At 63.2% G+C, this 13,335-nt stretch carries 8 protein-coding genes; 3 read left to right on the top strand and 5 right to left on the bottom strand.

Annotated features, from left to right (window positions below; translation table 11 throughout):
• Positions 1-3 precede the first annotated feature (3 nt).
• The 4 genes from AC1DXW_RS18425 to AC1DXW_RS18410 all read right to left on the bottom strand — a co-directional run bounded on the left by AC1DXW_RS18425 (position 4) and on the right by AC1DXW_RS18410 (position 4,422).
• Positions 4-990: a lysylphosphatidylglycerol synthase domain-containing protein gene (locus AC1DXW_RS18425; protein ID WP_477753641.1), complete on the bottom strand. Its 987-nt coding sequence runs from the start codon at positions 988-990 to the stop codon at positions 4-6.
• Positions 977-2,269, bottom strand: a complete 1,293-nt coding sequence (gene clsB, locus AC1DXW_RS18420; RefSeq protein WP_477753640.1) for a cardiolipin synthase ClsB — start codon at positions 2,267-2,269, stop codon at positions 977-979. The genes AC1DXW_RS18425 and clsB overlap by 14 nt, the downstream gene beginning before the upstream one ends.
• Entirely contained in the window at positions 2,266-3,030 is a 765-nt protein-coding gene (locus tag AC1DXW_RS18415) for an endonuclease/exonuclease/phosphatase family protein (protein WP_477753643.1), read from the bottom strand. The genes clsB and AC1DXW_RS18415 overlap by 4 nt, the downstream gene beginning before the upstream one ends.
• Positions 3,031-3,210: 180 nt before the next feature.
• Positions 3,211-4,422, bottom strand: coding sequence for an MFS transporter (locus tag AC1DXW_RS18410; RefSeq protein WP_477753639.1), 1,212 nt, complete (start codon positions 4,420-4,422; stop codon positions 3,211-3,213).
• Between the two features lie 192 nt (positions 4,423-4,614).
• Between AC1DXW_RS18410 and AC1DXW_RS18405 the strand changes: the two genes are divergently transcribed.
• The gene (locus tag AC1DXW_RS18405; RefSeq protein WP_477753638.1) at positions 4,615-6,729 is read left to right on the top strand and encodes a mechanosensitive ion channel family protein; all 2,115 of its coding nucleotides are present in this window, start codon (positions 4,615-4,617) and stop codon (positions 6,727-6,729) included.
• 148 nt (positions 6,730-6,877) lie between these two features.
• On the opposite strand, the gene AC1DXW_RS18400 is transcribed toward AC1DXW_RS18405, so the two are convergent.
• Positions 6,878-11,185 carry a DEAD/DEAH box helicase gene (locus AC1DXW_RS18400; protein ID WP_477753637.1) on the bottom strand — a complete coding sequence of 1,436 codons (4,308 nt, stop codon included), beginning with the start codon at positions 11,183-11,185 and terminating at the stop codon, positions 6,878-6,880.
• A gap of 309 nt (positions 11,186-11,494) precedes the next feature.
• Here AC1DXW_RS18400 and AC1DXW_RS18395 point away from each other — a divergent pair, with 309 nt between their 5' ends.
• Both AC1DXW_RS18395 and AC1DXW_RS18390 read left to right on the top strand, forming a co-directional pair.
• Positions 11,495-12,379: a sugar nucleotide-binding protein gene (locus tag AC1DXW_RS18395; RefSeq protein WP_223461694.1), complete on the top strand. Its 885-nt coding sequence runs from the start codon at positions 11,495-11,497 to the stop codon at positions 12,377-12,379.
• Positions 12,372-13,301 carry an NAD-dependent epimerase/dehydratase family protein gene (locus AC1DXW_RS18390; protein WP_477753635.1) on the top strand — a complete coding sequence of 310 codons (930 nt, stop codon included), beginning with the start codon at positions 12,372-12,374 and terminating at the stop codon, positions 13,299-13,301. Before AC1DXW_RS18395 ends, AC1DXW_RS18390 begins: the two co-directional genes overlap by 8 nt.
• Positions 13,302-13,335: the final 34 nt, after the last annotated feature.

The following is a 13,335-nucleotide window of genomic DNA, read 5'->3' as shown; positions in this document are numbered from 1 at the left end:
CCGTCACTTGGGTTTTTTCTCGATCCGCAACGCCTTGGCCTTGGCCTCCACCAGCAAATACATCACCACGGTAATCAACAGCGGCAAAATGAAATAAATCGCCCGATAGGCCAGCAGTCCCGCCACCAGGCTGCCCCGTGAAACCTCGTGTTGCAGCAGCGCCACGAACACCGCCTCGAGCACGCCGAGCCCGGCCGGGATGTGGGTAATGACTCCGGCGATGGCGCTGATCAACAACACGCCAAGTACCAATGGATAGTCCAGTTTGCTCGGCAGCAAGGTGAAAATCACCGCCGCCATCAGCGACCAGTTCAGAGCCCCGAGGGTCAGTTGCAGCACCGCCATGCGCAGCGACGGCAGATCAATTTCCACGCCGCGAGTCGCCCACTCCCGACGTTTGGCAAACCGGCACGCCGCCAGGTACCCGGCGCTCAGCAGCAATAACAACCCCCCCACACCTTGCAGCGCACTACTGCTGAGTTTCCAGCCCGGTGGCATGTGCACCAGCCCGCTGCTGAACACGGCGCCGGCAATTATCATGTAGCCGAACCAGTTGGTCGCCAGGCTCAGGCCAAGGATTTTCGCGATGTTGCTCTTGCTCACCCCGAGCCGCGAATACAACCGGTAACGCATGGCGATGCCGCCGACCCATGCGCTCAGATTCAGGTTGAAGGCGTAGCTGATGATCCCCACGGGCAGGATCTGCTTCCAGGTCAGGTTCTGGCGGATGTAGGTGCGACCAATCAGGTCGAAGCAGGCGTACACCAGAAAACTCACCAGGGTCAGCCCCGAAGCAATGATCAACGTGCGCACCTTGAAATCGGCCAGGTTATCGAACACTTCGTTCCACTCGATGCGCTGGGCGAGCGTCGTGAACAGCACGATCAGCATCAGGAAAAACAGCATCGTCAGCGGTCGTTTCCAGCGACGCCAATGGGACTTGCCGGAGCTTTTGCCCTGAGAGGCCGGGTGGGTCTCAGCGCGGTTCATGGTCAGCGCTTCCGGTTGGCGGGTGGAAGGGTTTCAGGCGAGGTTTATGCGCCGGCAACCAACCGGCCCATGCCGGGAAATGCCGCAGGAAGTGAAACACCAGAAAACCGATGGTCATGTGCCAGACACGCCCGCGTGGCGCGATGTCGGGAGACATGGCCTTGCAATGGTTATCGCTGAGGTCTTCCAGGCGATCGAACAGATGACGATTGAAGGCCTGGTCGCGGATCAGCACGTTGGCTTCCAGATTCATCGACAGGCTCAACGGGTCGAGGTTGCTGGAGCCAACGGTGCTCCAGTCCTCGTCCACCAAGGCGACCTTGCCGTGCAGCGGGCGGTCGCAATATTCGTAGATCTTCACCCCGGACTTGAGCAGGTAGTCATAGGTCATGCGCGCGGCGAGCCTGGCCACCCGCATGTCTGGCTGGCCCTGCAGGATCAGCCGCACATCCACGCCTCGGCGGGCCGCGTTGCGGATCTCGCGCAGCAAGCGGAAACCGGGAAAGAAGTAGGCGTTGGCGATCACCACTCGACGCTGCGCCTGGCGCAACACCAGGCGGTAAACCTCCTCGATGTCGGTCGGGTGTTCACCGTTGTCGCGGTACACCAGCCGCACCTGGCCGTCGTGATCGCTGAAGGCGAGTTCCGAACGCCGCAGCCGACGGCGTTGCCACCAGTATTTGGCGTGCACCGGGCGACCGCATTGCAGCAGGGCGAAGTGATGGATATCGGCCACTGCCGGACCCTCAATTTCTACCGAATAATCCTGTTTGGCCTCGGGGCCGAAGTCGACCAGATGATCGGCGGAAAAGTTGATCCCGCCGACGAACGCGACGGTGCCATCCACCACCACAATCTTGCGGTGCAGGCGCCGGAACCAGTTGGTGCGGATGCCCAGGCGCTTCGGTGCCGGGTCGAATATTTGCAGTTGCACCCCGGCCGCGGTCAGTGCGGTGAGGAACCCGGTACTCAGCTCACCGCAGCCAAAGCCGTCGAGGCTGACGGTGGTGCGTACGCCGCGCTGAGCGGCTTCGATCAGGATCTGTTGCAGCTCATTGCCAACCTTGTCCTCGAACAGGATGAAGGTTTCCAGCAGGATTTCACTTTGCGCCCGGCGCAAGGCTTCAAATACCCGGGGAAAGTACGCCTCGCCGTTTTCCAGCAACTCGACGCGATTGCTGCCTTGCCAGCCGTATTCGACATCGACCGCTGTCGGCTCGCGGATCGATGGGGCGGGAATGTCTGCCAGCGTGTTTTTTTCCATCGATTGGCTGCTCATAGCTCGATTTCCACCGACAGCGGGGCGTGGTCGGAAAGATGCGACCAGGGCCGGGTGGTCAGCACTTGCGGATGGCTGGCCTTGAGGTTGCGCACGTAGATGCGGTCCAGGCGCAATGCCGGCAAGCGCGCGGGGAAACTGCGCGCCGGTTTGCCATGCAGCGCGGCGAAGACTTCATGCAGACCGCTGGGCTTGAGAAACGCATCGGCGCGCTGGCGCCAGTCGTTGAAGTCCCCGGCGACAATCACCGGGGCGTCGCCGGGCAGGGCGTCCAGGCGCTGGGTGAGCAGCTTCAGTTGCGCGGTGCGATGGGTTTCGCGCAGCCCCAGATGAACGCAAATGGCATGCACCTCCTGGCCGTCGCCGGGCAAACGCAACACGCAATGCAAGAGCCCGCGGTTCTCGTGGCCGCTGATGGATACGTCGAGGTTGTCGTGGCGGATGATCTGGAACTTCGACAACAGCGCATTGCCGTGATCGCCCGCCGGATACACCGCATTGCGGCCATAGGCGAACTGCGGCCACAGGCTGTCGGCAAGGAATTCGTATTGCGGCATCGCCGGCCAGTTGGTGTAGCGCCGGGGATGCTGTTCGTGGGTGCCGTGGACTTCCTGCAAAAACACCACATCGGCAGACACACTGCGCACCGCTTCACGCAGTTCCGGCAGGATGAAGCGCCGGTTGAGCGCGGTGAAACCTTTATGGGTGTTGACCGTCAGTACCGTGAAACGACAAGTGACGGACGAACCCTGTACCCGCATGTCGGTTGCGTTTGAGTGTGCGGGAATATCGGTGTGATTCGCTGTCATGTCGCCTCCCGCCTGACGGCTCCTGTCCTTGGATGACTCTGGGGCGGCGGCGAAAGTTTCGATGGGACTACGGACGGTACCGAATGGCGGTGACGAGTGGCATGGTGAAGACAGTTGCTCCCACCGGGTCCCTCAGTGACCAGCAACTATCCGGGTCGTCCCTTCTGCCGGTTCGGCATAGACCGGGCCGAGGCGATCAAGACGTCCACTCCACGCGGTCAATGCCAGCGCCAGCAACACCACCAGACCGCCGATCCACGCGGTGTGAATCAACCCCATGTGGGCGACGATCAGGCCACCGCCCCACGCGCCACCGGCAATGCCGAGGTTGAATGCCGCGATGTTCAGGCCGGATGCCACGTCCACCGCCTGCGGGGTGTGATGCTCAGCCTGACGTACCACATACACCTGCAACCCCGGCACATTGCCAAATGCCACGGCGCCCCACACCAGCACGGTAGCCAGCGCCAGCCAAGGATTGCCGGCCGTGAAGGTCAACACGAACAGCACGGCGGCGAGCAGGGCGAAGATGATTTTCAGGGCGCTGATCGGGCCGCGCTGGTCCGCCAGTTTGCCGCCCCAGATGTTGCCGACGGCCACGGAGATGCCGTAGACCAGCAACACCAGGCTGACGGTGCTGGCGCTGAAGCCGGAGAGGTCCTGAAGAATCGGCGCGAGGAAGGTAAAGGCGATGAACGAACCGCCGTAGCCGACGGCTGTCATGGCATACACCAGCAACAGGCGCGGTTGCTTGAGCACCTGCAATTGCTGCAACAACGACGCGGGTTTGGTGTGGGCGATAGTGTTCGGTACGTAGAGCAGGCTGCCGATGAAGGCGATCACGCCCAGTGCCGAAACGGCGAGGAAGGTTTCACGCCAGCCGAAATGCTGGCCGATGAATGTCCCCAGCGGCACGCCGGTGACCAGCGCCACGGTCAGGCCGGTGAACATGATGGCGATCGCGCTGGCGGCTTTTTCCTTCGGCACTAGACTGGTGGCGATGGTCGAACCGATCGAGAAAAACACCCCGTGGGCCAGGCCGGTGACGATCCGGGCGAGGATCAACGACTCGTAGCCCGGTGCTTGCCAGGCCAGCAGGTTGCCGAGGGTGAACAGCACCATCAGCGACAACAGCAGCAATTTGCGTGGAACCTTGCCAGTGAGGGCGGTCAGCACCGGGGCGCCGACGGCAACGCCCAGGGCATACAGGCTGACCAGCAGGCCGGCGGACGGCAGGCTGACGCCGAGGTCGGCGCCAATGGTGGGTAACAGGCCAACGATGACGAACTCGGTCGTCCCGATGGCAAAGGCGCTGAGGGTCAGCGCGAGCAGGGCAATGGGCATGGCTGCAACTTCGGAGGTTGATTCGATGGAGCGCAGTGTCGGGACTTGGCTCGTTCAGAAAAATACAGGGATGGGCATTTGATATTTGCGTGCAGATCAAATATCGCGGTCCTGCTATCTGCGGGCAATATCCGAACTTGCCCGGCATTTCTCGATCAGTTCCTTACAGACACAGCCAAAGGAGTGGGTGCTTTGATCAGGCTCAAGACCGCGATACTGCTGGGAGCGTTGCTGTTTCTGGGCAGCGAGCAACTGGAAGCCGCCGCGATACCGGGGCTGCCGGCCGCCGCGACGCCGCTGGCGCACCCCGAACCCTTGGTGCAAGGCGGATTACTGGGGGCCATCAGTACAAGCATCGACGAGGTCCAGACCAAACTCGATCTCAACGAGAACCTGGTCGACGCCTGGCGCCTGCGTGCCGATCTCGCGGCCGATGAAGTGGATCAGTTGGTCAATCAGCCATCGGCGCGTTCGCCCTGGAGCGTCGCCGGCGATTTCCTGCTGCTGACCTGCGTGTGGACGGTGGTGTTTGCCTGTCTTTGGCTGCTTGGGCGGATTGCCGCCAGGCGCCTGTGCGAGCATCGTCTGCTGCTCAGTCGTGAACGGGGCCAGGCGTTGCTCGGTTACGTGCTGCCCTACACCCTTCCGGCGGTGGTCAGCCTGCCCCTGACGATTTATGCCAGCCAGTTTTTGCCGATATCGGCGGGTCGGGTGCTGGCGCTGTGTCTGGCTTATGCCGCTAGCGCGGGGATATTTGCCGCGTCATTGGTGCTGTCGCTGGTGGTGGTGTTCAATGCCGGCCACAAGCGGCGGGCGGTGCAGATCATTCGCGAGAAGAGTCCCCGGCCGTTATTCGGTATCGGCTTTCTGGTGGCATTGAGCGATGCCCTGACCAGCCCGCAGATCGCCCATCAACTGGGCAACAATCTCACCAGCAGCATCGCCGTGTTCACCGGGTTGGCAGCGTCGGTTTCCTTCGGCTTGCTGGTGATCCGCATGCGTCGCCCGGTCGCCCATGTGATCCGTATTTTGCCGCTGGCCCAGCGCCTCAGGCAGCCGGCGTTGCGTGAAACCCTGCGGATATTTTCCGGGCTCTGGTATTGGCCGATTCTGTTGATGGTACTGGTTTCGATCATCAACCTGATCGGCGCCGGGGCGGACAACCAGAGAGTGCTGCGCAGCGCCTTGTTCACCACGGTGTTGCTGATTGCCACGGTGTTTCTCAGCACCACGCTGCACCATTTGTTCAAGGCCCGCAGCGAAGCGGACCTGCGCCGCAGCAGCGCCTACAAGGAACGCTTTCTCAATCTGTCCCACGCCTTGCTGCGCATCGGCATGGCCATCGTGTTCATCGATATCCTCGGACGGGTCTGGGGCGTGTCGCTGTTCGAATTCGCGGTGAGCAATGCCGTGGGCCGGGCGATCAGTGATTCCCTGAGCCACATCGGCCTGATCCTGCTGGTGACCTGGATGGTCTGGGTGGTACTCGACACGGCGATTCAGGAAGCCCTGAAGCCACCGACCAACAAGCGTTCGGCGCGCCAGCCGAGTACGCGGGTGAAAACCATCCTGCCGCTGCTGCGCAACGCGATCAAAATCATCCTGGTGGTGATTTGCGCGATCACCACCATGGCCAACCTGGGAATCAACGTCGCGCCTTTCCTGGCCGGTGCCGGGGTGATCGGCCTGGCGATCGGTTTCGGTTCCCAACAACTGGTGCAGGACGTGATTACCGGGCTGTTCATCATCATCGAAGATACCCTGTCCATCGGCGACTGGGTGGTGCTCGATTCCGGACATGCCGGCACGGTCGAAGGTCTGACCATCCGCACCTTGCGCTTGCGCGACGGCAAAGGCTTCGTGCACTCGGTGCCGTTCGGGCAGATCAAGGCCGTGACCAACCAATCGCGGCAATTCGCCTATGCGTTTTTCTCGGTGCAATTCACCTACGACACTGATGTCGACAAGGCCATTGAACTGATCCGCGAGGCCGGGCATTCCATCAGCAACGACCCATTCCTGCGCTACAACCTGCAAGGACCGCTGGACGTGTTTGGCGTCGACAAGATGGACCTCAACGGTGTGGTGCTGACCGCACAATTCCGCACGGTGTCCGGTGGCCAATATGCGGTGAGCCGCGCCTTCAACCAGCGTTTGAAAAAGCTTGTGGATAACTGCCCGTGGGTGAACTTCGCGCAGACTTATCCACAGCGGGCGCTGGTGCCGAGGCATCCGGTCGAAGCGCCGCCGGAGATCGAACCAGAGCATGCTGCTGTGTTGATGCCGGATCGGCCGCGTTCTCAGTAAGTCGCCCGGGAGGTTTTTGGCGGCTGTAATGGCCCCATCGCGAGCAAGCTCGCTCCCACAGGGTTTTGTGTTGGCACATCAATCTGTGCCCTTGCCCAGATCAACTGTGGGAGCGAGCTTGCTCGCGATGGGGGCAGAGCAGACAGCTTCAGTGCCGGATCAGCTTGCTGCGCACCTCAGCGCCAGTCTGCTGATCCAGCTCCCCCCAAAACTGCTGCTTGCCAGCAATCTCGGCAGCGACCGGCAACCCGTCGCGATACACCAGCCGATTGCTCGCCAGTGCCGGGACTTTCGCGCCGGGCAATAGCGTGCCGGCGAGGTTCAGCGGATCGACCCCGCACACTGCGACCAGGCTGCCGTCATGGGGTCGACGTCGTACTTCCCGCAACAAGGGGATCGCCTCGGGCAGGGCGAATTGCTCGCCCGCCAGGCCGTTGACAAACCGCCCGCCGCGAATCTCGCCGCGAGCCTCCAGGCGATGGAAAGTACGCAGCAGTTCGCGCCAGCTCGGCAACCAGTCCGCCTCACGTTCCAGCAAGCGCCAGAACACCACACCGTAGCGGCGCAGCAAGGTCATGGCGATGTGTTCAAGGGTTTCGGCAGGCGTCCGCTGGTTTTCCACCACCGGCGCGGCAGGTTCGCGTCGCAACAGGGCCCAGCGCCCGGCGTCGTCCATGCCACCGATAAATGCCCCGCGCCCACGCCGACTGTTGCGCGGCTGGCGCTTGCTGACCGGGGTGATCAGTGCGCGCAATCCGGCGAAGCTGTCGGCATTCACCAACCCCGCGCCCACCAGTTCCTGCAGGGCGATCTCCAGCTCCGAACGCAGCAGGTGGGCCTCATGGATCAGCTCATCGAAAAACAGCGCGCCATGCTGGCTGAGGGCGGCGTGGACCTTTTGCGTTTTCGGCGACAGTTCGCTGACCGGCGTCTGTTCGGTCAAGCCGCTCCAGAGTCCGACCCGGTTGCGCGGCAGCAACACGATCGGCGTGCTGCGCAGGGCGGTGCTGGCGCTTTTGTTGTGCGCAGTCAGGCGCGTCCACACCAGTCTGCCGCTGCGGCACAGATCATCGAGCCAGGTCGCCGAGTAGTCCTTGATCCGCGCCGGCAGGATGTCGCTGTCCCAGGCTGAAGCGGCGGCGGGGTAGCCTTCGAACTGCGCAACGACGGCCGGCAATACCGCCGCACCCTGGCCCTGGCTTGCGCTCGACAGATACTGCCAGTCGAACAGAAACCGCATGAAATCCTGCAACGCCACCGGTTCGATTTCCCGGCGCAGGCGCTTGACCGTATAACGGTGAATCCGGGCCAGCAAATGCCGCTCGCACCATTCCTCCTGAGCGGTGCCCGGGGTGAAGCGGCCGCGCAGCACGTAGCCTTCGCGTTCCAGTTGCGCCAGGGCCTGGTTGACCTGTGTAGCGGGCAAGCCCAGCGGTTCGGCAATACGATTGAGCGCCAGCGGCCCGAAGGTGCTGAGCCGCGCGCGGATCAGTTCGAGGATGGCGTCGTCGGGTTCCCAGGCCTCGTCGAAGTCCGGCAGCACTTGCAGCGATGGCGTCAATTCGGCCTGTGGATAAATTGCCCGCAGGCAGGTCAGGCGCTCCAGCGCCAGCCACAGTGATTGCCCGGCGTTGATCTGCAAACGGCTTGCGCGTCCACTGTCGGCCAGGGTCGTGAGCCAGTCGAGCCACTGCGGATTGGCGTCGGCCTCGGCATCGGTGATGCACGCCAGGCTCATCAAGGCCTCGTGCATTTCATCGATACCGGAGGGCGTCGGCCAGGCTTCGTCGCGCACGGCGGCAATCGCCTCGGCGTCCAGCGCGCCGAGATCGTCGGTGGATTGCGGGTCGCTCCAGCGGCGGTTGAGTACGGCTTGGGTGCGGCGTTCTTCCAGTGGCGCATCGTCGAGAAAGGTATAGGGCCGGGCGCTGAGAATCTCCGCCGCCAGTGGCGAAGGCGCCGGCAAATCGCGGCTGATCAGGCGAATGTCGCCGCGTTCCATGCGCCGCAACAGTGCCAGCCAACCTTCAGTGTCCATGGCTTCGTGCAGGCAATCGTCGAGGGTTTGCTCCACCAGCGGATGGTCGGGAATCTCCCGTTCGCCGGCGAGGTTTTCCACGCAGGCGATCTGGTCGGGAAACACGCTGGCGATCAGGTCTTCGCTTTTCATTCGCTGGATCTGCGGCGGGACTTTGCGCCCGCCGCTGTAGCGCGGCAGCGCCAGGGCCACCCCGGCGTTCCAGCGCCAGCGCACACCGAACAGCGGCGCGTCGAGCACGGCCTGGATCAGGATGTGTTCGGCACTGTTGCTGTGCATGTAACGCCAGACGTCGTCCAGTTCAAAACTGTGGCTGGTGGACAGCGACAGCACGATGGCGTCTTCGCTGGCGGCGGCCTGCAATTCGAAGTTGAAGGTGCGACAGAAACGCTTGCGCAGGGCCAGGCCCCAGGCGCGGTTGATGCGGCTGCCGAACGGCGTGTGAATGACCAGTTGCGTGCCGCCGGACTCGTCGAAAAAACGTTCCATCAGTAGCGTGTCTTGGGATGGCAGGGCCCCCAACGCCTGTCGCGCACGGGCCAGGTAGTCCACCAGTTGATCAGCGCTGGCGAGGTTCAAGCCCAAGGTCTCGGTCAGCCAGTCGAGCGCTGGCTGCAAGTTGCCTGGCGCAGCCCCCAGCAGGTCGTCGAGTTGTGCCTGCAAGCGCGCCACCGCCGCGGACAATTCGGCGCTGCGCCCCGGTGCTTCACCGAGCCAGAACGGAATGGTCGGCGGCTGGCCTTGGGCATCCTCGACCCGTACCTTGCCGGTTTCCACGCGCAGGATCCGATAGGACGTATTGCCCAACTGGAAGACATCCCCGGCGATGCTTTCCACCGCGAAGTCTTCGTTGACGCTGCCGATGTTCAGCCCTTGAGGCTCCAGCAGCACGCTGTAGTCGGCGTTGTCCGGAATGGTCCCGCCACTGGTCACCGCTGTCAGTTTTGCGCCACGGCGACCGCGCAGGGTGCGGCTCACGGCGTCGCGGTGCAGGTAGGCACTGCGGACGCCCTGACGCCCGTTGTAGCCCTCGGCGAGCATGTGCAGCAGCGCCTGGTAGTGTTTGTCGTCGAGCCCGGTGTAGGGCGAGGCACGCCGCAGCATCTCCAGTAGCGCTTGCTCCGGCCATTCCTGGCAACTGACCTCGGCGATGATCTGTTGCGCCAGCACGTCCAGCGGCGCTTGCGGGATCAGCAAGGTATCCAGTTCGCCCCGGCGCACGCAGTCGAGCAGCGCGGCGCATTCGATCAGGTCGTCGCGGGTGGTGGCGAACAAGCGGCCCTTGGGCGTGCCGCCGACCTGGTGCCCTGAACGGCCGACCCGCTGCAGAAACCCGGCAATCGAACGCGGCGAGGCGATCTGGCACACCAGGTCGACTTCGCCGATGTCGATCCCCAGTTCCAGCGACGCCGTGGCGATCAGCACCTGCAGGTCGCCGCGCTTGAGTCGCTGCTCGGCGTCCAGGCGAAACTCCTTGGCCAGGCTGCCGTGGTGGGCCGCCACGGCAGCCTTGCCCAGGCGCTCGCTCAGGTGCCGGCTGAGGCGTTCGGCCAGGCGCCGGGTGTTGACGAAAATCAGCGTGGTCCGGTGTTCCCGGGCGAGGGCGGCGAGGCGGTCGTACACCAATTCCCAGACATCGTTGGCCATCACCGCCGATAGCGGCACGGGCGGCACTTCGATATCCAGATCGCGGGGGCGGGCGTGGCCGATGTCGACGATCTCGCACGGGCGGTCGCGACCCACCAGGAAGCGCGAGACGGCTTCGACGGGTTTTTGCGTGGCAGACAGACCGATGCGCAGCAACGGCTCAGGGCAGAGTGCTTGCAGGCGTTCGAGGCTCAGGGTCAGATGACTGCCGCGTTTGCTGGCGGCCATGGCGTGGATCTCGTCGATGATCACCGTTTGTGTCGTGCCAAGCATCTGCCGACCGGAATCGGAACCGAGCAGCACGTACAGGGACTCCGGCGTGGTCACCAGAATATGCGGCGCCGTCTTGCGCATCGCCGAGCGGTCTTTTTGCGGTGTGTCGCCGGTGCGCACGGCGGTGGTGATCTGCAATTCGGGCAGACCCATCACGCGCAACTGTTCGGTAATGCCGGCCAGCGGGTTTTGCAGGTTGATCTGGATGTCGTTGGACAGCGCCTTGAGCGGCGAGACGTAGACCACCAGGGTGGCGTCGGGCAAGCCTTCGGGGCTTTCCAGGCCGCGGTGCACCAGGTCGTCGATGACGGCGAGAAAGGCGGTGAGGGTCTTGCCGGAGCCGGTGGGCGCGGCGACCAGGGTCGAACGGCGCTGGCGGATCGACGGCCACGCCCGGGCCTGGGCGGCGGTGACCGCTGCGAATGTGTGACTGAACCAGGCGCTGACTGCGGGATGAAAGCCGCTCAGGGCACTGTCTGCAGGAATGGGCAGGTTCATGCAGCAAGTTATGCGGGTGGGTGGCCGAAGATGCAAGTACCACTCAAGATCTTCACCGCCTTCCAGGGCCTCATCGCGAGCAGGCTCGCTCCTACAGTGGATCTTCGGTTCACATAAATCCAATGTGGGAGCGAGCTTGCTCGCGATGAGGCCAGTCCAGGCACCGCAAAAGTCAGACATCTACACTTTACGGGTGACGGTTGCGCACTAAACCCGCAAAATGCAACGATTCCGGCAATTACCAACGACATCGCCTGGGTGCGGTGTCGATAACGCCATTGTTTCAATCAGACTGGGCCTGCTGACTCTATGCGAATGCGCCTTATGTTACTGGGCGGCGGAAATGCCCTTGGGCAGGCGCTGATTCGCCTCGGTGCGGAGGAAGACATCGGTTTCCTCGCCCCCCGCCCGCCCGAAGACGGCTGGGATGCCGCGAGCCTGACACAACTGCTCGACGACACCCGTCCCGATGCATTGATCAACCTTGCCTACTACTTCGACTGGTTTCAGGCGGAGGCAGTGAGCGAACAGCGTCTGGCCGGCCAGGAGCGTGCGATCGAGCGTCTGGCGGAACTGTGCCAGCACCACAACATCGTTCTACTGCAACCTTCGAGCTATCGAGTGTTCGACGGCTCCCGTGCCACGGCCTACAGCGAAAAAGACGAACCCGTTCCACTGGGCTTGCGCGGTCAGGCGTTGTGGCGGATCGAACAAAGCGTTCGCGCCACCTGCCCGCAACACGTGCTGTTGCGTTTCGGCTGGCTGCTGGACGACAGTCCGGATGGCACCCTTGGCCGCTTCCTCGCCCGTGCCGAACAACCCGAAGAACTGCTGATGGCCGACGACCGACGCGGCAATCCGACGCCGGTCGACGATGCTGCCCGGGTGATCATTTCTGTGCTCAAGCAACTCGATTGCGCCGCGCCGCTGTGGGGCACCTACCACTACGCCGGGCATGAGGCGACCACGCCGCTGGCGCTGGGACAGGCGATTCTGACCGAAGCCCGCAGCCTGCATCCGCTGGCCATTGAGGCCCCGACCGCTCAGGCTCACGCCGCGCGTCCGGATGCTGCCGAAGAACCGCAACACGCGGTATTGGCCTGCAAGAAAATTCTGCACACCTTCGGGATCAAGCCGCGCGCCTGGCGTGCGGCGCTTCCCGGCCTACTGGACAGGTTCTATCGCCATGGCTGACGGTCCCGTTTTGATCACCGGTGGTGCCGGTTTCATTGGTTCACACCTGACTGACGCCCTGCTTGTCAAGGGCCATGCAGTGCGGATTCTCGATGACCTGTCCACCGGCAAGCGCAGCAATCTGCCGCTGGATAATCCCAGGGTCGAACTGATCGTCGGCGACGTGGCCGATGCGGCTTTGGTTGCCCAGGCGATGGCTGGATGCAGCGCCGTGGCGCACCTCGCGGCCGTGGCTTCGGTGCAGGCCTCGGTGGACGATCCGGTGCGTACGCACCAGAGCAACTTCATCGGCACGCTGAACGTCTGCGAAGCCATGCGCCAGACCGGGGTCAAGCGCGTGCTGTTTGCCTCCAGCGCGGCGGTGTATGGCAACAATGGCGAAGGTGAGTCGATCGACGAAGACACGCCCAAGGCGCCGTTGACGCCTTATGCGGTGGACAAACTGGCCAGCGAGCATTACTTCGATTTCTACCGCCGCCTGCATGGGCTGGAGCCGGTGATTTTCCGCTTCTTCAACATCTTCGGCCCGCGCCAGGATCCGTCCTCGCCGTACTCCGGGGTGATCAGTATTTTCAGCGAGCGCGCACTAAAGGGCTTGCCGATCACCGTGTTCGGCGATGGCGAGCAGACCCGGGATTTTGTCTACGTCGAAGACCTGGTCGACTTGCTGGTGCAGGCCATCGAGAAACCTCAGGTCGAAGTCGGTGCGGTCAACGTCGGCTGGAACCAGGCGACGACCCTCAAGCAAATGCTCGAAGCGCTGGAAGCCGTGGTCGGCAAGTTGCCTCCGGTGAGCTACGGCCCGGCGCGCTCCGGTGACATTCGTCACTCCCGGGCGAACAACCAGCGTCTGTTGGAGCGCTTCACTACCACAGAGCAGACACCGATGCGTGTGGGGCTGGCGCGGTTGCTGGGGCGATAAATCGCTGCCCTGCGGACGTGAAAAAGGCGCCTTT

This window comes from Pseudomonas sp. P4_C4 (genome assembly GCF_056402055.1).
The sequence above is the reverse complement of the archived record's forward strand: the minus strand, read 5'-3'. Positions and strand labels throughout refer to the sequence as shown.

What these genes read in the sequence shown, in the direction of transcription:
- AC1DXW_RS18425 (WP_477753641.1), bottom strand. Translation starts at nt 990, where the DNA reads ATGAACCGCGCTGAGACCCACCCGGCCTCTCAGGGCAAAAGCTCCGGC.
- clsB (WP_477753640.1), bottom strand. Translation starts at nt 2,269, where the DNA reads ATGAGCAGCCAATCGATGGAAAAAAACACGCTGGCAGACATTCCCGCC.
- AC1DXW_RS18415 (WP_477753643.1), bottom strand. Translation starts at nt 3,030, where the DNA reads ATGCGGGTACAGGGTTCGTCCGTCACTTGTCGTTTCACGGTACTGACG.
- AC1DXW_RS18410 (WP_477753639.1), bottom strand. Translation starts at nt 4,422, where the DNA reads ATGCCCATTGCCCTGCTCGCGCTGACCCTCAGCGCCTTTGCCATCGGG.
- AC1DXW_RS18400 (WP_477753637.1), bottom strand. Translation starts at nt 11,185, where the DNA reads ATGAACCTGCCCATTCCTGCAGACAGTGCCCTGAGCGGCTTTCATCCC.
- AC1DXW_RS18395 (WP_223461694.1), top strand. Translation starts at nt 11,495, where the DNA reads ATGCGAATGCGCCTTATGTTACTGGGCGGCGGAAATGCCCTTGGGCAG.
- AC1DXW_RS18390 (WP_477753635.1), top strand. Translation starts at nt 12,372, where the DNA reads ATGGCTGACGGTCCCGTTTTGATCACCGGTGGTGCCGGTTTCATTGGT.